This is a genomic window from Bacillus cereus group sp. BceL291, from assembly GCF_051776705.1.
Classification (GTDB): Bacteria; Bacillota; Bacilli; order Bacillales; family Bacillaceae_G; genus Bacillus_A; species Bacillus_A cereus.
Window position 1 is genome coordinate 61657 of the sequence record NZ_JBPWAP010000023.1, and the last position, 20972, is coordinate 82628.

Sequence of the window (20972 nt, forward strand, 5' to 3'; positions counted from 1 at the left end):
ACTCTGCAACCTTATATAAAATACATCCTCATACTCTTTCAAGGGATTTTTTTATATTTAGCAACCCATACAAACACAATTAATAAGATAGAAAACAAAAATAGCCCTAATGCTGAAACTGGTAAAACAATTTGAGATACAAACCAATAGAAACTAGAGTCACTAATAGGTAGTATACTTATTAATAAAATACATGAAAGGATTGCAACCATAACCCCATTTCTTGTTTTCCTATTTGAAATTGATAACAAATCTGGAATGAGAAATACAACAAGCGATAGACGAATAAAGATCCCTACAAGCCACTGATACACTGAGAGAAAGTCTAGATTTTCAATATACCTTCCTATTGACACAAGTCTCCATTCTTCAAATGCTGGATATCGTTGGTTTGCTGCTACGAAAGGACCAAATTCTATAATAGCTGCCATTACCGGGCCTATCGTGATACCAATAATTACAAGCCCCAAAGCAATCAGTTGATATAATTTGACTTTTGAACAAATGTGATGTTGTAAAAAAAGAATAAAAATTAACTCTAGAAATCCTGCTGCAGGATAAATCATACCCCTTAATACTGGATTTATCCCATTTTCCATCATTGGTTGAAGTAAAGAATAGTCTTTATGCGGAACATTAGCAAACATTACAAAAAAACCAAGTAAAAATACAATAGGTAACAAAACACCTGTTGTAAGTGCAATAGATTGAATTCCTCTTGTAGCATTATAGAGACAAACCATTGAAAAAAGTATTCCTAATACAAAGTGAGGTGTTTCTGGTAAATAAAATGAGAAAAAGGTTAATGTTTCTTTTAGTGCAACGACACCAATTGTTATTAAATAAAGTACAACTATGAATATGATTGGATATATACTGAATTTCCCAAAATTATTTTTTAACCACAAAAATAAATGTTCATTTTTTATGTTTTTATAAATAATGAATATTAATGAGATCCAAATGATGTATATAAAGCTTACTACTATGATTGAAATCCACGAATCTCTACCTGAAGTATCTAATAACATAGGGATCATAATGACATGATTGATTATCCCGATACTACCAATAAGCATCATAGAAACTTGAAATAAAGTAATTGTTTGCTTAGTCATACTAACCACCATATTTTGTAATGAAGAAATATTACATATTATAACTGATACATTACATTTTTATTCCAAATGATTAGTTCTCAGAGGCGTACCATTAACATTTTAAAGAAAGTAGATGCAAAGCAAAATTCTACATGAGAAAAAGTTGATTTTACTATTCTAAGTGATACGATTAGCATTAAAAATCTAATTAGTTTTGATAAAATATCTTTTGTTTACGTTGAAATGGATAGATTTTAATTTCGTCTGTATCTAAATTTTCATGAAATAGATGTATGGTAATAATATGTACCAGACTCCATGCACGTTGCGCTTGTATAAATAGTATTATCTAATGTATCTTCTTCCGTTATTACTCCTCCTTTTGGAACCTCACAATTTTACAAAATACGAAAAATGACCGATATACCCTCTTCTTCGTTATCTATACCCTGAATATTTTATTTACCATACGCTGCCCGTATAAACCTTGATAGTAGGGTGAAATCTCCATTAAGTCCCATTGAACCTGAACCTTGTCCAAAAGCACTTAATGGTATATCCCCCTCGCATGGCTGCGATTTAAGACCTATATATTGTCTTAAATTTTGTAAATGCCAATTAAACTCAGGACTATTAGTCACTACTCCTTGTCGATTCTAATACAATAGATTTACCCCATTTATCCGCTAAAATCCAATGTAATGGTGGAGTAACTCCTAAAGCAGGTAATGGTACCCCCAAAAGGAAATACTAGCTACAAATTTCTTTAACTCTTCAACAGATTTGAATTGTGTCTTTCGAAACCAGAAGAAAAGCCAATAGATTTCTGAAAACTGGGCGTATGATTTGATATTGTAAAGCCCTCAGGCATCAATTTGTTCATCACCTATCATCATGTATCCCTTGGTTGAAACCATCAGCTTTTCTGTACCTCTTCCCAGTCGATAGCTCGAAAAGTTATGAGTGTTGAGCTCAACTTAACGACGACGAGAGCTGCTCCTCAATTAGTGATGAAACCCATTATCACATTTCGTATCATGTGGCATAGGTCCATCCAAGGAATCCAGAAAGGCAACGGCCTGTTTGAGGTTCCTCAAAAATAAATGCGCGAGATCCATAGAAAACCCGTTTCGAACCACAACGCGCATAATCTTCACTGCTTCTAGGTCTGGAGGCAATGGATATGCGGGTACTTGCCAGCCGAACACACGCAATTGTCGAGATAAATCATAAAGGTTCCAGTTTAATGTGTAACCTTTTTTCAGTTGCCAAGCGAAAACCGGAATATCCGAACCATCGGACAAAAGTTCGAACGGTTCCATCTCCTGAATTGCCTTGCTAAGAAAAAGAGCGACCTTCTGAGAAGCCCTTTGGACATCATAGTACCCACTTTTCCCCAAACGCAGGTAATTGTAATATTGTAGGAGCACTTGTGCGCCAGGACGTGAAAAATTCAGGGCAAAAGTCGGCATGTTTCCGCCTAAATAGGAGACGCGGAAGATTAAATCATCGGGGAGATCATCAGCTTCCCGCCAAATTATCCAACCCAAGCCAGGATAGACTAATCCATATTTATGTCCCGATACATTGATGGACTTCACCCTCGGCAACTGAAAATCCCAGACTAAATCTGGTTGAAGAAACGGTGCTATAAATCCGCCCGAAGCCGCATCTACATGCATAGGAATGTCCAGTCCCGTTCTCTCCTGTAAATCGTCCAACGCTTTTGCAATGGCGGCAACCGGTTCGTAAAGTCCGGTATAAGTCTCACCGAGAATCGGTACCACACCAATCGTATTTTCATCCACGGCTGCAAGGACCCCTTGAGGATTTAATCGGGGATGCTCAGGGCTAACCTTCACATAGCGTGGTTCAACCTCCCAATAGTTCGCAAATTTTTCCCAAACGACTTGAACAGCAGAACTAAACACAATATTAGGCCGATCCACCGGCTTACCCTCTCTTTTTCGTGCATTTTGCCAGCGTCTCTTTAACGCAAGCCCCCCGAGCATACAGGCTTCCGACGATCCAGTTGTTGAAACGCCCATAGTTGTAAGGGGGCTGGGGGAATGCCAGAGGTTGGCTAAAATGCGGACACACCGCTCCTCAATTTCAGCTGTCTGTGGATATTCGTCCTTATCAATCATGTTCTTATCAAATGATTTAGCATATAAGTGCTCTGCGGTAGGTTCCATCCATGTACTAACGAATGTTGCAAGATTCAAACGTGCATTGCCATCAAGAGTCATTTCATCATGGACGATTTGATACGCTGTTTCTGGTAACATGCCTTCATCAGGCATGTGAAAGCGCGGAACGACTGATTCTCCTTTGCGGGCAAAAAGAGGATTTATAGAAAATTCGGGAGGCAGCTCCATTTGCACGTGACGCGGTAGATATTGTGGATTATCTGGCATAACCTCTTTTCCTTCATATGTATCGTTTTGCACTTCTTCTTTTCGATCCTGCGGCATACTAGTCCCCCTTAATTAATGGTTTAACAAATATATTATTTACAAAAAAACATTTGCTAAACCAAGGGACAATTCTAATAAAAGGTGATGCCATCATTCAAAATAAAGGAGTATAGTTTTTGATTATAAAATAGAAATTGATTTATATTTTAATGAAAATATTGAATGTTTTTAATATAATTATTGAGTTATGTATTTATAGAAACTTAAGGGGTATGATTATGGAGTTTATTACTTTTAAAGTAATTTGTATCTTTTTATTTTTAATGCTTATGACTTCTATAGAAGTTTTAGGATATGGAGTTCAACTTGTTGGGGCGAAATTAGCTTTAGTTGCATCGGCTTTTGCTAAATATAATATTATGTCTTTAATTGCTCGATTTTCTAATATGTTTCAACAACCATTTACTGTTTCTTTAGTTGATAGTACAGCAAAAAATGGTAGATTAGAATTACTAATTAAACAATTAGATTTTTGTTATTAGATTCTACTATGGGAGTAATACTTGGAGGGATTATTAGTACCATTTTTTATGAAAGTTCTTTCTAAAGCGCTAATACCATTGTCAAAAGATGATTCGTTTTTAAACATGTTCAAATTAATATGTTCACAAAAGAATTGATGCAACGTTAAAAAGAATGAGCCCGGTACAATACCGGACTTATATTCATACAACCGCTGTATTTTTCTGTTTAACTGTTGGGATTCAGTTCATAATGAAACATATTTTTACATAAAAGACTTTCGTATATAAATTTTTCAAATGATTTATTAGCGAATTGTTGACCAATATCACTTTTTTGAGTGAGTAATTTTTTAGATTGATGATATAATGAATTTTGTTCGTTTCTTTTATGTAAAATATTCTAGTTTTGCATTAGGAAAGAACTGTTTCATATAGGAATACAGATAGTTTTTTATATCCTCTTCTTCTTCTTTTTGATAAATGTATTTTCCGATTCCATATTTCCCCCATTTATACCTTCTTTTCTCTTCATCTAATTCTAGTTTTGTCATCGGGTAGTTTTTTTCAATTACTCTCTTAGCTGGCTTTGTAAAACGATGTTGAATAAATTCAAATGTAATATCATCCCGTGCATCAAGAGGTAATTCAGCATTTAGGCGTTCAAACATATGATAGTATCCTTCCTTCCAGCCTTCATGCAGGTAAATAGGAGCTACAATGAAACCAAGAGGATATCCAGCTCTAGCTACTTTTCCTGCTGCCTCAATTCGTTTAGCTAAGGGAGAAGTTCCTGGTTCAAAGTTTTTAATCACATAATCAGCGTTTACACTAAAGCGAAATCTTGTTTTTCCGTTATGTTTAGCATCAAGTAAATGATCTACATGGTGGAATTTCGTAACAAATCTCAATTTCCCATATTCAGATTCTCCAAAATGCTCAATGGCCCGTTTAAGGGTATGCGTTAAATAATCGATTCCTACAATATCTGAAGTACACGACGCTTCAAATCTTGTTACTTCAGGTACACGCTCTTTCATGTATTTATCAGCAGCATCTAAAATTTCTTCAACATTTACATACGTTCGTATATAAGGCTTACTTCCCATCGTTGTTTGTAAATAACAATAATGACAATGTCCCATACATCCCGTTGCAAAAGGAATTGCATACTCTGCTGAAGGCTTGGAAGTATCGAATTTCAGTGTTTTTCTAACACCAACAACCAGCGTGGATTTTGCTACTCGATACTTTTGAAAATCATTATCCCCTGGCAAATCTCTTACTTGATTATGGGAAGTAGTATGTCGAATTTCAACATCCATCTTTGAAAACTTCTCAAACAGCTCTTTCCCCAAAGGATAATCTAATGCTTTAGGTTCAAAATATACGAGCTTAGGCATAAATGGCTTATTCATTCTAACATCCCCTCTGAAATATCACCATAATAGTAAGTGTAAGCTTGGTTTGCCTCATCTTCGGTAGCATATATAGCCATCTCATTTGTTAGTGGATAATACGTTTCGTAAAGAAATAGTGCTAATTCATTAGGTCTTTCAGGATTATTTACAACTGCTGCAGCTTGTATGTTAGCTACGTCTTGAGTATGAGGATTTCGGTAAAAAATATAAACAATGTCACCAGCATGATACGTATTACTTTCAGAAGAAAATTCCATTCCATCACCATCTCATTTCATAAAATTCAATGCTCACAGTTTTACTTTCTAATTTCCTTGTAGTGTAACTATTTAATTACATTGATAATGATTACGTCATACAAACATATTTTGAAAAATGAATAATAAATGTACTCCCAAAAAGGCAAGCATATATCAATGCTTGCCTTTCGTTCTAACGACGATGTTCAACAAGATCGATTACACCTAAAACGACGTGTGCTAAACCAAAACCAAATACTGTATTTGCAATCATTTTATTCGTTCCACGAGTTTGTTTAAGAGCATAACCTGCTGCTGTCACTGCTGTACCTAAAGCTGTTGGAATTAATCCTTCACGAATGTCCACAGTGATGCCTCCTTGTTTCGTAGTTAGTAAATTTGTTTTAATGACTCGAAGTAAAGTATTAAAACAAGTATTAGTATTTTTCTTTTTAATAAAATTATGTGAAATTTTTATGAATAATATTTTAAATCCATAACAGCTATAAAGATTGAAAAAATTATTGATTAACAAATAAGAAAATATCTTCAAAACGTATTTTCTTATGAAAATTTTATACCTCAGACAAAAAAATCTTTGCGGAAATTCTCTCCATAAAAAGTGCTCCTAAATTTATATAGGAGCACTTTTTTATGAAACACTATTCTTTATTTCCTTATGAACCACTTTATTATAATAACCATGCTTTACAACTTGCCTAAAATCATCTACCTGGATATCCATTCTTTCGGCAATATCTACAACAATTGTATTTTGTAAAACATTCACCACAAATCCCATTAATTGCAAATTAGGATTTTTACGATATGAAAATTGAACGTAATCCCCAAGTGTTACTTCTTTATTATGCTTCATTTGGCGCCCCCTAAATTATCGATAATTATACAATAGTTTTCCCCTTTTTTACTTCTACATACTGGGTCACCAGTTTATCATTTTAGCCAATTCATCTCCCACCTACTTATTTCGCGTTCCTTGAGTAAGGGGTCTTCTTGGCTAAAATGATAAAAGTTATGCATATAATAAAAAAAGACAAACTCTCCAATTTGAGGAGTTTGTCCAAAAACATGATTTCTTTAGTTTAACAATATAGAATTCAGTTCCGATAAGAATCTTTCTTTTTTCCATATCCCACGATTTTTGCATCGATACTAACAATAGTGGATTAGAATAATGACTTAATACTTGCTAGGACAGTAAGAATACCTATAATAATGACAAATACATTGCTCAATCTCCCTTTGTATTTAGCAAGTACTGATACTTTATGGATTGCATACATTGGTAGTATACATAAGATAGCAGCAACTAGCGGACCGCTAAGGGCATCAATGATTCCAAGAATACTTGGATTTGTATAAGCAACATACCAGCATGTTAATACGACAAAAGTAAGAATCATTGTCTTAACTGTTTTTTCTCCTATATCTTTCCCACGTTTTTTACTGGACTTGATAATCATGTCACGCATGACCTCATACGCTCCTATATAATGACCAAGGAAAGACTTTGTAATAGCCACAAATGCAATGATAGGAGCTGCAATAGTGATTACTGGCGAATTAAGCTCATTAGCAAGATATGATAGGATTGACAAGTTCTGTTCTTTTGCCACCTTAAGATCATTTGGAGTCAAACTTAAGGTACTGCTCCAAACAAAGAACATAACAACTACGAATGTCATAATATAACAAACTTTTTGTATTTGAGCACATTTAGCATCAGTAGCATCTATTCCATACGTAGCTCTCTGTTTCATAACAAATGACGAAATCATAGGCGAATGATTAAACGAGAATACTATGATTGGAAGTATCATCCATATCGTTCCTAAATATCCTGTTCCTGTTGAAGCAGTAGAAACAGCTGAAAAACTAAGCATTGACGTATTCCACTGTGGAATCAAAGATATTGCGATAAAAAGTAGAGAAGCTATAAAAGGATACACTAGCATGCTCATGATCTTTACAGTTATATCTTGACCAAAATTTAGTATAGCGATAAGACCGAGTACTAAAACAAGCGATAAAATGGACCTTGGAGGCTCCGACATGTGCAATTGATGCACGATAAAGCTACTAGCGGTATTTGTAAGTGCGACCGAGTACATCAGCACAATCGTATAAATGGAGACAAAATATACAATATTAAAAATGATACTTGCCTTATTTCCAAAATACTCTCTTATTGTACCTGTAATCCCCTCATCGGCAGAGTTCGAAGCGTAAATCATTTTAGCAAGCGCCCTATGTGAATAATACATAACAGGATATGCAAGTAATGTAATTAACAGCAATGATAATAAACCACCTGAACCTGCATTAATCGGTAAAAAGAGTACTCCTGCTCCAATTGCTGTTCCAAAAAGGCTCAATGCCCAGGTAGTATCCTGTTTATGCCACTTTTTAGGGTCTAGATATTTCTCATTTTTTACTGCAGTGTTATCAGCTTGAAATTCTATGTTTTTTGCAGTATTCCCATCCATATAATAATTCCTCCTTGTGTCCTATTCTTAATTCTCTTTTTAAGATATAGGAATATAGACCGTTCTTGAAAAATGAATAGCTTATATAGTGCGCCACAACGAATATCCCCCTTCTAGGTTAATAAAAATCAAAAAATTAGCGAAGCATCAACCTGAAGGGTTTGTTACCACTTATAAAATATTTTAATTATATAGTAGTATATTTTATTAATAACTTCCCCAATATACAGACATCCTTAGGCGAACAATAGAGTAAAGATTGTTAAAAACTTCACAATATACTCGATAACTTATTGATTTGATTGTTTCTCCCCAAAGATTTTATTTTTAATGGAAATTCCTGTAGGTGTAGCTGCAATACCACCTAAACCTGTCTCTCTTAATTCGCGAGGCATCTGTCTTCCAACTCTATACATGGCTTCAATCACTTCGTCAGCATTGATGAGATTGTTTACGCCAGCTAATGCGATGTCCGCTGCTGCTAAAGCATTTGCCGTTCCAATGGCGTTTCTCTTTACACAAGGAATTTCTACCAAACCAGCGACCGGATCACAAACTAAACCGAGTAAATTTTGTAATGCAATCGAAAAAGCTTCAGAAGATTGCTGTGGCGTTCCACCCGCAGCTTCTACCGCAGCTGCAGCCGCCATCGCTGAGGCACTTCCTACTTCAGCTTGACATCCTCCATACGCTCCTGAAATACAAGCGTTGTTTGCGACTATCGTTCCAAATAACGCTGAAGTGAATAGAAAATGAATCATATCTTCATGACTTAACTGCAACGTATCTTTAATACTAAATAGGACTCCCGGAATCGTCCCACTCGCACCTGCTGTTGGAGTTGCACAAATAGCTCCTAATGCAGCATTTACTTCATTAACACCGATAGCACTTTGAATCCCTAACACCATCAAATCTCCAGAAAGAGTTTTCCTATTTTCTCGATAGTTTTTAATTTTTACAGCATCCCCTCCGGTCAAACCTGTTGGAGAAAATACACCGTCGCCCTCGATACTTTTATTTATTGCATGTTGCATAGTCGCTAAATTTCGTTCCATTTTACTCCAAACTTCTTCATAAGAAGTTTTAGTTTGTTTGATTTCCTGTTCGATTGCTAATTCATAAATTTGCTTTTGGCTTTTATTAGCTGCATCCACAATTTCTTTTATGGCCATATACATATTTTTCACTCCTTAATGTGACTAAAGAATAATAAGATTAGCTATATTGCTTAAATCTCCTAATTCCTTCTGAGCATTACCTGGCAATATCGAATCCAAAGCGAATGCATATAAATATTTTGTTTTATCTTCCAAACTATGAAAGTTGTTAATTTCCACATCATATTGTTTAAAGATCCTGCGTAAAACAAATTCAAAGTCAGCTCTTTCTGAAATCGCAATAACAACTGGCAATGGCCCCTGCAGATTTAAGCTAAATCCATCAATTTCAACATATTTGACTTCAATCAACCCACCACCGACCGAAATCCCCATTACTCTAATACTTCGACTTTCATCCTCTGCATATACATCTGCCGTATTTGGATGACTAGCAGGACTATTACCCAATTTTTCAATAAAGGTAATGTCAATTCCCTTAGACTCTGCTATTTTAATAGCATCTGGCACTTTGCTGTCATCAGCAGCAAAGCCTAATATACCAGCAATAATTGCAAAATCAGTTCCGTGACCTTTATGGGTTTCAGCAAATGATTCATAATACTTTACCACAACTTTTTTGGGAAGGCCTTGAAATAATTTATTAGCAACTGTTCCAATAGCCAAAGCACCTGCAGTATGTGAACTTGAAGGGCCTATCATTATGGGCCCAATCACATCAAAACAACTTTTGTATTTAACAATCTTTTTTTCTTTAATAGATGCTACATTTATGTTCATATAAGCACCCCCATAATTTATTATTTTTAGCTGTAGTTGAATCTAAGTTGTTAGAATGATCGATTCAAAACAAGTTTCATTTGATAACGCTTTCTTTATTGAGTTGAATAAACTTTCCTTCTAATCCGCTATCCACCGTATAGTAATCATATCAGTATGTCCAATTTTAAAAAATTACTGGCAAGTTCTTTAGAATTTTTAATCCAAAACAAGGTTTGATATTTTCTCTAGAGGTAATAAATTGTGTCTCGACGCCCTCATTATAACTTGTATATTTATAAGTTTAATCTTTTTTTATTTTTAGAAAGATTGAATAGACAGAATTTTGAATAGGTAATAAATTACACTTAGTATGTAGCAATTGTGTCCTTTGTTTGAAGCTGTATTAGTTAGTAAAAAAGCAAAAATAACACAGAGTTCCTTTCATAAACACATTGATTATATTGAAAAATCATTATAAAGATACTTATATTGTCTTTTGTTTGAACATCTTATTTTGGACGGGAAACCTGTTGCAATAAATAATTCATTCAGATGAAAAGGAATACATTAATGAAATTTAAAACAACTTCCGTATACTAATTACACATTTTGTATAAATATTAATTATCAGAAAAAATAAACTTCCCATTCGGATCTTAACATAAAGGATACATTCCAAATAACAATGGAGATTCTGCTTTATCAATTTCTTTATACGTTATATTTCCCTCTTTACCTGCAACAGCAACTTGTACTTTTTCATTTGTTTTCACATCTTCTGCACCTATCGCACCACCCGCCAATAATCCTGTACTTAACAGACTCTCGTGAACAAAAGTTAGAGAGTTATGGAACAAAATATAATGTGTATGTACATACATTTCTTTTAAAAGAAGTTTTGTAGTATGCAACTGAATTAAAAAAATATAGATTTTTATGACTCTTTTTAGGGGATATAGCAAAGTGGGATCTTTTATATGCACATTGCTATACCGAACTAGATTTCAGCATAGTATTTTTTTGCAACTCATTGATTTTTACCAAACACGTATAAAAACCAACAATATGAAAATAAACGACTGGCTAAAATTTTACTTTCAATAAAATAAAAAAGAACCCGCAAATTTGCAGATTCTCCTGATAATGATTTATATGAGTAAGACTCGAAAATATAATACAATGATTCAAAAATAAGTTCAAGTAAATTCAAAGAACCGGCTAGAGTTCGAGTTCTTTCAGAAGTGATGATGTTTTCTAGACTTCGCAAAGTGAGAAAATACAAGAATATAACACATCGAGATTTAGAGAATTTCAATACTTAAATTAGAGGTTATTTTAATGTGATATAACATCAGCATTTTGAAGGAATAGCAATGAATACCTTATACATCCCCAGTCTACATAACGCTTTATTATCAGTAGAAAGAAAAAGGAAAATCCCTACTTTCACAATAAATCCGCCTTGCTACTCTATTCATTTTTTGCTGTCCACCGTTTTAGGGTTCTCTTTTGTACTGTGTTAGCCGAAAAATTGTATAAATCATAATTCGTTTTTCTTCCACCTGTTTCACCCTTTTTACACCCTAGTTTTACAAAATAAGAAGTCATCAAAACTTATATTTATTACTTTCTGTTATCTCCTCTCTCTTGTTCTATGCATAGTCTATCTAAATTTTTATTAGCTACTAAAAAAAGAATTTACAGGACGATTAAAAAAAGCCAAGTGCATTGCACTCGGCTTTATGGTCGATTAAACAATTTTACTTCAGACGTATTAAACTGATGTAGATAGTCTTTAGTAGAAGTATAACCTGAATTCATGAGTGTTTTCTTTTCTTCTTCTGTGATATCAAAATTAAACGACGACGTAAAGAATGTATTAATAAATACAGTGCGGGCAGCATCTTCTTTGGTGGTTTTTCCGCTCTCATGACCTTTGATCATCGTTTGAGACAAATTCCATGCAAAATGAATAAGAGAATGGCCAATATGATGTTCTGTTGAAGTTGCGATATGTTTTAACATGGCAACCTCCGCCTGAGATTCTAAACGGAAACCAAGTGTTTCTTTGTTGTAGACAATTTCATCTGTAGGATCAAAGAAAGATGCATTGTATTTCGTGTGTAAGCTTCTTAGTGTAGAATGATCCTCTATATTGCTTATCAGTTTATTAACCTCGTCAATCGTATCTGTGGTCGTGAAGTGTTCTTCTTTATTCACAAAACTTTTCCGATCAAATAAACGAATTGGGTAGTTATCGAGTACACCTCCGTCTACATAATAATCTTTATCCCATTCCACAGATTTAAAAAAGAATGGGATGGACATCGAAATCCGCACAGCAACTACTAACGGGACATCAGGTGTCGTTTCGCGAGAAAACGTACGAAGCTGGTGTGTAGAAACGTTCGTTCCTTGAAAAAACACGTCTTTTCCTGTTTTGTCATACAACTGCTGAAAAGTTGTGTCCTTACTCCCTGTCCACTTTTCAACGATCTTTCCTACCCACTCAGTGAAGAAATCCCCTTTATAGATACCAAAACCATCAAAAAACAAACGAATGTTATCTTGTACAATCGAAAAATCATCATCTTTAAACGCTTTGAAATTCATGTCTTTGTGGATTTTTACAAGATCTGCGAATGGAATGGAAAGACCTAAAAGTAATGCAGTAATCGCTCCAGCTGAAGTCCCCCCAAATCGTTGTATTTCTGGTAAAATCCCTTCTTCATTTAGTGCACGGATAGCACCTATATAAGCGCTTCCCTTTACCCCGCCACCTTCAAATACTAAGTTACGAAATGGATATGCCATTATATACCTCCAATCAAGAAATTTTCGATCTGTTATAGTATCGGAAGTATATTGAAATATATTCCAAATGGTATTAATAAAGTTTCATGTCCTCCGATACGTATGGCCGAATTATCTTTATTCAATGAATGAATTGTTTGAAAGAGAAGAAATTTGCTTGGAATGGTAATTTAGTAGGATAGGAAATAGGAAACAGGAAACGGAGCGCATCTTTGGATGCACTGAATAATATCCCCTTTTGAAATCGTATATAACGTAACTTCTTTTCCGATGCATTCTCCAAGTAAAATCACGAGTAAGAAATCAAGGAACAATCTATATTTCATAAATCCCGCACTCTCTTTAACATACAATCCAGTGAAATAATTTGTTTCAAATACGTAGAAATATGGTTTAACCAGCAATCAATGATCAGGTCTTCTTACCCGAAGTAAACCTAAATCTATTTGTCCCCATACAGAAAGTGATAAATAGTTTTGTTCCTATTCATGAAATAGTACAATATATGCAAAATTACATATCTAATTAATTGCTTTTAATGTTATATTTTAATAGCGATGAATGCTATTATTTCATAAGTTGTCAACAAGCGTTATGTATGTATGAGAAAAAGGAAGGAGCCAAATAGGCCCCTTCCTTTTTCTACTAATTAACTAAATTACTCTCTGGTAAAAATTTAAATAGTAATGCTCATTTATAGACGTCTGATTATGCATTAAACATGCTAGCTTTGCTTGCTGTCGGAAAAATTAAAGACGATAGTCAAATATGTCCTTTCATTACTTTATATTGAAATAAATAATGATTCAAAGTTATTTTGTGAAAATTACACAAAAAATACCAATTCGTCGTTTACCTAACAATAGATAATATAGATAAAGAAAAAATACTAAAGGATATCACAGTGTAGTAGTCTCTAGTATCTTTTCATAGTATTTTAGCGGCTATGCAATACGGAGGGATAAAAAAAGGACCTCTTACGGAAAGATAAGAGGTCATCAAAAAGATAAAAATGTTGTATTTGAAACACGCGAGTTTCTAATTCACATCATAACACAATATATTTATATATTCAATATATACATTAAAGATAAGTAATGTATGTTCAAAAAACACATGGAATATTAATTTGTAACAGTATATATTTTCCTCTTTTATTCTATTTCTTCTACAATGCCGTGATTGTAACAAATATCCCTCTTTCTTTTTTGGATGATTACGAATAAAAATACTACATGTTTTCTGTCTCACTTGGAATAAAGCATCATGGTAAAAATACAATGCTGACAAGTAAAATACTTAATACAATCAACCCTATCCCTAACATCATCCATTCACCCTTTTTAGAATTTTAAAATTTAGCCCTTCACTTTCATATACTTCTCTTTTACATGAGCCAATAAGTCCCTCAGCTTATTCTCTGAAGGGTGTTCTTGATTTTCTGGAACTTCTCTGCCATAGGATGAAAAGTTTTGTGAGCATGCACTAGTTGTTACTTTCAATTTCGCGTATGAGGATGTACGCTCATCATAACTGGATTACGTCTTCTTGGGGATAAAGGGGACAGGAAAGTTGCTAAGCTAGCGTAAGGTGCTAAATTCCCTCAAAGTATCTCAAAATTTGGATAATCATTTAATATTTCTATACTCTCCAACTTATAACAAAACACATCGCAAAATATTTTTACGATGTGTTTTAAAAGGGAAATCATCATCAAGTTTTTCACCCATATTTTTATAAGGAGTTTTACCATTGAGGATAAACGCCTTCATTTCAAAACAGTTCTTTTCATTTGTATACGATATGTCTCACACATATAGTATACAAATTATTACACTTACTTTTCTTCACCGCTTGCTTGCATGGAATTAAAAGTCCAATTTAATTTCAACGCATCTCCTTGTACAGCTTTTGCTTGTAATTTCTCACCATCTACTTTTGTTAAGCGGAACGATGGAATAGATGCAGTACTTTCCCCAAGATAACTTGTAATTTCACCATCTACATTGTTATATACGATTACTGCCTTTGCGCCTGCTTCCTTAGCATGCTTAATATTTATTGAAGAAAAGGTGATGCATACAATAATCAAATCTAATTAACATATTATTTAATTATCGGTAGCGAGATTAAAGAGACTCCCTACTCTCAGGAAGGAACCTCCAATTCATATTATTCCCCCTATTTCTATGTTTCTTATTTGATTCTAATTAACTAACTGATTAGGGTTATTGCAAATCAAAATAATAAAACCACATCTCCAATTATTAGATAACTATCTAATACATTGGAGGTGCGGTTCACTTAGGTCATTGATGTTTCAGCTATTCTCTTTATTTGAAAATTACATCTACCATATTAATTTAATATTATATTCCTCAAGCCAACTATTAACTTGAAGTAAATAATCTATTATACCTCGTGCATCATTACCTGAAATTACTTCGTCTTTTCCTTCTGCAATAGCACGAACTCTTTCTACATTAATTAATGGCAAAATAGGTGATTCAGGATTGTTCAACACATGTAGCATCCAATCACTAATACCTTGTAGATAAGAGGCATCCTTAGTGCTTGGATATGCACTTTTTTTGCGATAACGTACATCCTCTGGAAGTACATTTTCAAAAGCTCTACGTAAAATACCTTTTTCAATATTGTCTATGCTTTTCATTTCGAATGGGACATTCCATAGGTATTCTACAAGCCGGTAATCGCAAAATGGAACTCGTACTTCAAAGCCATTCATCATACTTGTGCGATCTTTTCGTTCTAGCATAAATGGCAAGAAACGTGTAATAAACATGTAAGACATTTGACGTTGCTTCATTTGCAGATCACTTTCACCTTCTAAAAAGGGAACCTCAGCAACTGCATCTTCAAATTTTTGTTTTTGATATTTTTCAGGGCTAATCTTCGCTTTAAAATCCTCTGATAAAATTTCTGTACTATACCATAAATTAACACTCCAAGGGAATATCTCTGCATCTAGAAACTTCTCTTGATGGAACCATGGATATCCTGAGAATACTTCATCTGCGGATTCGCCTGAAAGTGCAACTGTTGCATCTTTTTTCATTTCCTTAAATAACAAATAAAGAGACGTTTCTAATTCTCCAACTCCAGGTAGATCACGCGCTCGCATTGGAGTTAATAAATGCTCTATTAAACTATCTGATCCTAACTCTATAGAATGATGCTTTGTTCCTACATATTCAGCCACACGTTTCACCCAAGGTTCATCACGATCAAAACGAAGGAAGTCTTGCTCAAAATCTTTTTCATCATTGATGAAATTCAGGGAATATGTATGAAGACGTTCCCCCTTATTCCCAAATTCGTTTCCTGCTAAACCTGTTAAACCACTGGAATCTAAACCTCCAGAAAGCATAGATACCACTGGTTTATCAGCAATTAACTGACGTTTTACCGTATCTTGTAAAATGGAACGGATTGTCTCAACTGTTGTATCAATATCATCTACATGTTCTTTACTTTCAAGTTTCCAATACTGTGTCGTAGTCGAGCCATTAGAGGTAAACGTCATGTAATGCCCAGCACGCACTTCATGTATATCCTTGAAAATAGCATGACCAGGAGTACGTGTTGGCCCAAGACAAAATATTTCAGAAAGTCCTTCTTTATCTACCTCTGCATCTACAAATGGATGCGAAAGTAAAACTTTTAACTCTGAACCAAAGAGAATTGCGCTTCCCCTTTGAGCAAAAAATAAAGGCTTCACACCTAGATGATCACGACCAAGCATCAATTTCCCAAATCTTTCATCCCAAATACCAAAAGCAAAAATCCCATTTAGATGTTGAACACAATCTTCTTGCCATTCTAAGTAAGCATGTAGTAATACCTCTGTATCCGACTTGGTCTGAAATTTATGACCTTTCTCCTCAAGTTCTTTACGTAATTCTTGATAGTTATAAATTTCTCCATTGAACGTAAGGCCAATCATATCATTTCCATCTTTATAGAGCATAGGTTGAAGGCCACCTTCAGGATCAATGACGATGAGACGTCGATGACCTAATGCCGCTCGTTTTGAAAACCAATGCCCCTCTGCGTCAGGTCCTCGGTGAATGATAGCATCTGTCATTTTTTTTAACGTTTCTTGTTCATTAGACAGGTCTTTAGACCAGTCTATCCACCCTACAATTCCACACATAGTGTCTACCTTCTCTCAAATAGTATAGAAACCGACTAAAATCGAATATCAGTCGGTTTTCCGTAAAAAAATCCGACTAAAAACATCTTTTAGTCATGTTTATATAATAAAATGAATTGAATAAAAAATCAAATAATTCAATCAAGAAAGAAATCATCGTCCGATTAAAAAATTATTACCTTAAACTTTCATTTTTATCTTAAGTGATACAGTTGCATTCTATTATAGTTATATACTAGAAATAAGAATGGTGTATGTTATTCTATAAGAAGCAAATAGAGGACTTTCTATTAGGAGTTACAAAATTACAAATGAACTAATACAGAATGTAAAGATAGAAAACTTCGCTAAATATTTCAAGGATAGGGTGTAGACAATGATCAAATTAGAAAAAGAAAATAAAAAAATGAAAATCATTCAATCTGCCACAATACTGTTCTCTACGCGTGGTGTCCGTAACACAACGGTTGATGAAATTGCAAAGACAGCTAAAGTTGGTAAAGGTACTATTTATTATTACTATACAGATAAAACTGAAATATTATGTGACTGCTATATGCGTCATATTCAGCTCAAACGCTCACAATTATTTAATTTATATAAAGAAGAAAAAGATGTTTTACTTAGAATACAAAAAATTCTTCATTATATCAGCCTAGAATATCATCAAGATCCGTTTGTTTCTACACTCTTTCAAGAATATAAAGAGTACCATTCACCTGAAATTACAACTTGTTTTAAACAATCTGAAGAAGAAGCAATTAACATGATAAGTAATTTGCTCGAAAAAGGTTATCAGCAAGGAGCTTTGCATAAGGTACCATTACCGCTTACAGCTTTTATGTTAGTACGAATGATTTTTAACTACGAACAGGATTATATAAAAAATGATAAAAGTGATACAGAATTTCTGCAGTTGCTAAAACATATGCTTCTTAAAAACTAGTTTTAACAACAAAAAAATAATTGTGGTACAAATATATGAAGAAGAACGTGAATAATGAATGGTTTAATAAACTCTTTTCATTCTGGCCAAACATACGAAATATCCAACGCTTATGTAGAAATGAATGAAAAAATCATATAAATTTTTCTAAAATTAGAAAGCCTATACTTAAATCTACAATAAAATAGTTCAGTAAAAAGAGCGTGTTTTCATCTATCTAAACACGCTCTTACAAATATTTAAACCCTATATGAATTGCTTATTCCATTCTGATTTTCTTTTAACTAATATATCTCTTTATATACGATTATCATGCCAAAAGTTTATTGGAAAATGATTGTTCTCATCATAAGCTTCAAATTCGTACCCTTTTTCTTTTAACCCTTTTATAATTGCTGGAACTGCCGCGACAGATTGTGGATGAATATCGTGCATTAAAACAATTTCCTTTGAAGACGTCGCACCTGCTAAGACATTTTGAACAATCTTTGCAGCTGCTACATCAACGGGTAATTTATTGTATTTCCAATCTAAAGAATCAATTGTCCAATCCCATACTTTCAAATTATTTCCTACCACTTCATTTCGAAGTGATTCATTTAAGCCAGGCATTGATCCATATGGTGGACGTGTTAATTTCGGTGTGTATCCAATAACGTTTCTAATTAAAGATTGATCTTCTTTCATTTCCTTCACATATTCCTGATTGGTGTATAGCTTTTTAAAAACATGTGTCATACTATGCATGCCCACATAATTGTTTTCTACATGCTCTCGTTTCACTAAATCTGGGAACCTTTTCACATTATCGCCAATTAAAAAGAATGTTGCTTTCACATCATTTTTCTTTAGTACATCTAATAGATTAGCTGTATATTTTCCAGGTCCATCATCAAAAGTTAAATATGCAACTTTTCTTTCTTTACCATCAAAACGATTAGGTATCAATTTTTTTAATTCATTTTTAGGTAGACTGCTCACTTGCTGAACACTATTTGCCTCTTCCGCATTTACCAGCTTAGGATTCGTAATAGATTGAAACACGTAATACCCTATTGCTACTAAAGTAATAGCCAACAATACACTTATAATTCTCTTTTTCTTAAGCTTAATTTTCATATTATAATCTTCTTTCTATCTTAATAATAATCTGTATAGGTGAAAATTAGTGCCCTGCACTAGCGTTCATGGCATTTCCTATAATAGTCAGAACTACTGGAAATAATACTGGTCCTAAGGTAAGGACAATGTTTAAAATTATAATAAAACTATATAGTAAGCTATAATTTTTACTATTATGGTTTTCAAATACTAGGATGACTAATGTTATTATAGTAATTAAATGTAGTAATAAAATTATCAACCAATAATACATCATTATAGTAAGATTCCACTTTCCTAATAGTTGGTATGTTACCCCTATTATTATCCCTAATATAGTAGCATTAAAGGAAATAAACAAAGTTCTTTTTAGTATTTTAGGAAATGTTTTGTGATCCACAGTTTTATTATATAAACCGATTAAAATGCCCAAAGATAGATATGCCAGTAATAGCCCTACCCAATTCCAGATCCAATCTTGATCCCCCATTAAATTAAACAAAAGCGCAATGATCCCTCCTACTGCAAGAATCGAAGAGATCATAATACTATTTAAAGCTGATTTCATACTATTTTCACTTCCTTAAAAATTTTACAATACAGCATTGAAGTCTACTCTTAAGTTGTCCTTTACTTATTAGATTCCTTTTCATTAAAAATCTTTTATGGAAATCCCATCATATAATCCGGTCATCATACCTAATAGCATATACGGAGAATGGGTAGGCCCAGCAAAAATTACATGTACATGATCACATACCATAATTTTTAAACTGAATGAAACTCCACCAAATCCTATTCCACATGGTAGATATACAAATAGAGGATGCCATTCACCAACTTTTATTTGTATATCAATTATTCAGACGAGTATCAGCTACTGCATAACCTTAAAATAAATGCTTTGATTTTTCATCGTCAATCAAATAGCACATTTGATTCTTATTAACTTGTATTCTTCCTTCTTCTACTGCTTTATTATAGCCCGCTGTATATTTAAAAATAGTAACCCCTTTGTTTCTAATTAAATCTTTTTCCCATTTTTTCGCAGCTACTGCCATATGTACATATGATGTTTTAAAATTAATAATAATTTATTATAATTAAGTATATATTAACAATATATTAAGTATAAGTAAATAAAATTAATAATAATTTAATTTTATTTGCTTATTTAAAGGGGATTACATATATGAACGATATTAATGTTGGTCACAAAATTAGGGCATTTAGAAAAGGGGCCGGATTAACCAGTAAACGTTTAGCAGAGTTAGCTGATATAACACCTTCCATGTTAAGTCAGATTGAAAAAGGAATCACAAATCCTTCATTACAAACACTAAAATTAATTTCTGTAGCACTAAATATTCCATTGTTTAACTTTTTCTTAGAGGATACCAATACAGAAGAATTAGTTGTAAGAGCTAACCAAAGGAAAAAAATAACTTTTCCTGAAAGCGGCAATGTTTCATATGAGTTATTATCTCCTAATTTAGATGGAGCACTAGAATTGGCTTTAATGAATCTGTTCCCTGAAACTGCTTCATCTATGGAGCCTGTGGCACATAAAGGGGAAGAAATAGCATTTATTATGGAGGGACAAGTAAAACTATATCTAAATGATGAGGTTTTACTTCTCAATACAGGTGATAGTGTTAAAATCCCACCTTATACAAAGCATAAATGGGAAAACACTTCTTTAAACAAAGTCACTGTTATATTTGGGGTAACTCCACATGCCCATCAACTTAAGAATCTAGACTACCCCCAAGTGTAAAAAAACGTTATTCTTTCTAAAAAGCTAACTAGAAAGGATGACGTTTTTTATGAATCTTTCGATTCAAGA

Annotated in this window: 17 protein-coding genes and 2 pseudogenes; 3 read left to right on the top strand and 16 right to left on the bottom strand. The window is 33.6% G+C overall.

What is annotated here, in order from left to right:
* Positions 1–38: 38 nt before the first annotated feature.
* The 3 genes and pseudogenes from ACS2CR_RS16325 to ACS2CR_RS16335 form a co-directional block, all read right to left on the bottom strand.
* Complete coding sequence (locus ACS2CR_RS16325; protein ID WP_016110011.1) at positions 39–1118, bottom strand: endospore germination permease; 1080 nt, start codon at positions 1116–1118, stop codon at positions 39–41.
* 190 nt (positions 1119–1308) lie between these two features.
* Positions 1309–1954 (bottom strand): annotated as a pseudogene (locus ACS2CR_RS16330) (linear amide C-N hydrolase); the annotation flags it as partial.
* Positions 1955–2104: 150 nt separating this feature from the next.
* Entirely contained in the window at positions 2105–3574 is a 1470-nt protein-coding gene (locus ACS2CR_RS16335; protein ID WP_053514026.1) for a glutamate decarboxylase, read from the bottom strand.
* Between the two features lie 221 nt (positions 3575–3795).
* Here ACS2CR_RS16335 and ACS2CR_RS16340 point away from each other — a divergent pair, with 221 nt between their 5' ends.
* A complete protein-coding gene (locus ACS2CR_RS16340) occupies positions 3796–4059 on the top strand; it encodes a lipid II flippase family protein (protein ID WP_000394421.1) in 264 nt (87 codons plus the stop codon).
* Between the two features lie 368 nt (positions 4060–4427).
* On the opposite strand, the gene splB is transcribed toward ACS2CR_RS16340, so the two are convergent.
* The 10 genes and pseudogenes from splB to asnB form a co-directional block, all read right to left on the bottom strand.
* Complete coding sequence (gene splB / locus ACS2CR_RS16345; RefSeq protein ID WP_074643215.1) at positions 4428–5456, bottom strand: spore photoproduct lyase; 1029 nt, start codon at positions 5454–5456, stop codon at positions 4428–4430.
* Positions 5453–5716, bottom strand: coding sequence for a transcriptional regulator SplA (locus ACS2CR_RS16350; RefSeq protein WP_000396091.1), 264 nt, complete (start codon positions 5714–5716; stop codon positions 5453–5455). Before ACS2CR_RS16350 ends, splB begins: the two co-directional genes overlap by 4 nt.
* A gap of 175 nt (positions 5717–5891) precedes the next feature.
* Positions 5892–6065 carry a hypothetical protein gene (locus ACS2CR_RS16355; protein ID WP_000354585.1) on the bottom strand — a complete coding sequence of 58 codons (174 nt, stop codon included), beginning with the start codon at positions 6063–6065 and terminating at the stop codon, positions 5892–5894.
* A 285-nt stretch (positions 6066–6350) separates the two neighbouring features.
* Positions 6351–6575, bottom strand: a complete 225-nt coding sequence (locus ACS2CR_RS16360) for a DUF2187 domain-containing protein (protein WP_000682219.1) — start codon at positions 6573–6575, stop codon at positions 6351–6353.
* A gap of 310 nt (positions 6576–6885) precedes the next feature.
* Positions 6886–8205 carry an aromatic amino acid transport family protein gene (locus ACS2CR_RS16365; protein ID WP_053514034.1) on the bottom strand — a complete coding sequence of 440 codons (1320 nt, stop codon included), beginning with the start codon at positions 8203–8205 and terminating at the stop codon, positions 6886–6888.
* A gap of 290 nt (positions 8206–8495) precedes the next feature.
* A complete protein-coding gene (gene sdaAA / locus ACS2CR_RS16370) occupies positions 8496–9386 on the bottom strand; it encodes an L-serine ammonia-lyase, iron-sulfur-dependent, subunit alpha (protein ID WP_000281779.1) in 891 nt (296 codons plus the stop codon).
* A 21-nt stretch (positions 9387–9407) separates the two neighbouring features.
* A complete protein-coding gene (gene sdaAB / locus ACS2CR_RS16375; protein ID WP_016110006.1) occupies positions 9408–10106 on the bottom strand; it encodes an L-serine ammonia-lyase, iron-sulfur-dependent subunit beta in 699 nt (232 codons plus the stop codon).
* 1722 nt (positions 10107–11828) lie between these two features.
* On the bottom strand, positions 11829–12902 hold the full coding sequence (locus ACS2CR_RS16380) for a patatin-like phospholipase family protein (protein WP_000331137.1): 1074 nt from the start codon (positions 12900–12902) through the stop codon (positions 11829–11831).
* A gap of 1894 nt (positions 12903–14796) precedes the next feature.
* Positions 14797–14979, bottom strand: a pseudogene (locus ACS2CR_RS16385) (PA domain-containing protein); the annotation flags it as partial.
* A gap of 273 nt (positions 14980–15252) precedes the next feature.
* The gene (asnB, locus tag ACS2CR_RS16390; protein ID WP_000334322.1) at positions 15253–17079 is read right to left on the bottom strand and encodes an asparagine synthase (glutamine-hydrolyzing); all 1827 of its coding nucleotides are present in this window, start codon (positions 17077–17079) and stop codon (positions 15253–15255) included.
* A 376-nt stretch (positions 17080–17455) separates the two neighbouring features.
* Here asnB and ACS2CR_RS16395 point away from each other — a divergent pair, with 376 nt between their 5' ends.
* Positions 17456–18025 (top strand): TetR/AcrR family transcriptional regulator, encoded by a 570-nt coding sequence (locus tag ACS2CR_RS16395; protein WP_000593070.1) that lies wholly within the window; start codon positions 17456–17458, stop codon positions 18023–18025.
* Positions 18026–18322: 297 nt separating this feature from the next.
* Here the strand turns inward: ACS2CR_RS16395 and ACS2CR_RS16400 are convergent, their stop codons facing one another.
* The 3 genes from ACS2CR_RS16400 to ACS2CR_RS16410 form a co-directional block, all read right to left on the bottom strand.
* The gene (locus tag ACS2CR_RS16400; protein WP_053513240.1) at positions 18323–19144 is read right to left on the bottom strand and encodes a peptidoglycan-N-acetylglucosamine deacetylase; all 822 of its coding nucleotides are present in this window, start codon (positions 19142–19144) and stop codon (positions 18323–18325) included.
* A gap of 46 nt (positions 19145–19190) precedes the next feature.
* A complete protein-coding gene (locus tag ACS2CR_RS16405) occupies positions 19191–19694 on the bottom strand; it encodes a DUF3902 family protein (RefSeq protein ID WP_000833544.1) in 504 nt (167 codons plus the stop codon).
* 322 nt (positions 19695–20016) lie between these two features.
* Complete coding sequence (locus tag ACS2CR_RS16410) at positions 20017–20187, bottom strand: serine dehydratase (RefSeq protein WP_053513239.1); 171 nt, start codon at positions 20185–20187, stop codon at positions 20017–20019.
* Between the two features lie 131 nt (positions 20188–20318).
* On the opposite strand from ACS2CR_RS16410, the gene ACS2CR_RS16415 reads away from it, so the two are divergent.
* Positions 20319–20903, top strand: a complete 585-nt coding sequence (locus tag ACS2CR_RS16415; RefSeq protein WP_106001087.1) for a helix-turn-helix domain-containing protein — start codon at positions 20319–20321, stop codon at positions 20901–20903.
* Positions 20904–20972: the final 69 nt, after the last annotated feature.

Coding starts and splice junctions, on each gene's coding strand:
- ACS2CR_RS16380 (WP_000331137.1), bottom strand. CDS start 12,902: ATGGCATATCCATTTCGTAACTTAGTATTTGAAGGTGGCGGGGTAAAG.
- ACS2CR_RS16325 (WP_016110011.1), bottom strand. CDS start 1,118: ATGACTAAGCAAACAATTACTTTATTTCAAGTTTCTATGATGCTTATT.
- ACS2CR_RS16350 (WP_000396091.1), bottom strand. CDS start 5,716: ATGGAATTTTCTTCTGAAAGTAATACGTATCATGCTGGTGACATTGTT.
- ACS2CR_RS16365 (WP_053514034.1), bottom strand. CDS start 8,205: ATGGATGGGAATACTGCAAAAAACATAGAATTTCAAGCTGATAACACT.
- ACS2CR_RS16400 (WP_053513240.1), bottom strand. CDS start 19,144: ATGAAAATTAAGCTTAAGAAAAAGAGAATTATAAGTGTATTGTTGGCT.
- ACS2CR_RS16335 (WP_053514026.1), bottom strand. CDS start 3,574: ATGCCGCAGGATCGAAAAGAAGAAGTGCAAAACGATACATATGAAGGA.
- ACS2CR_RS16405 (WP_000833544.1), bottom strand. CDS start 19,694: ATGAAATCAGCTTTAAATAGTATTATGATCTCTTCGATTCTTGCAGTA.
- splB (WP_074643215.1), bottom strand. CDS start 5,456: ATGAATAAGCCATTTATGCCTAAGCTCGTATATTTTGAACCTAAAGCA.
- ACS2CR_RS16340 (WP_000394421.1), top strand. CDS start 3,796: ATGGAGTTTATTACTTTTAAAGTAATTTGTATCTTTTTATTTTTAATG.
- ACS2CR_RS16395 (WP_000593070.1), top strand. CDS start 17,456: ATGATCAAATTAGAAAAAGAAAATAAAAAAATGAAAATCATTCAATCT.
- sdaAA (WP_000281779.1), bottom strand. CDS start 9,386: ATGTATATGGCCATAAAAGAAATTGTGGATGCAGCTAATAAAAGCCAA.
- ACS2CR_RS16360 (WP_000682219.1), bottom strand. CDS start 6,575: ATGAAGCATAATAAAGAAGTAACACTTGGGGATTACGTTCAATTTTCA.
- sdaAB (WP_016110006.1), bottom strand. CDS start 10,106: ATGAACATAAATGTAGCATCTATTAAAGAAAAAAAGATTGTTAAATAC.
- ACS2CR_RS16410 (WP_053513239.1), bottom strand. CDS start 20,187: ATGGCAGTAGCTGCGAAAAAATGGGAAAAAGATTTAATTAGAAACAAA.
- asnB (WP_000334322.1), bottom strand. CDS start 17,079: ATGTGTGGAATTGTAGGGTGGATAGACTGGTCTAAAGACCTGTCTAAT.
- ACS2CR_RS16415 (WP_106001087.1), top strand. CDS start 20,319: ATGAACGATATTAATGTTGGTCACAAAATTAGGGCATTTAGAAAAGGG.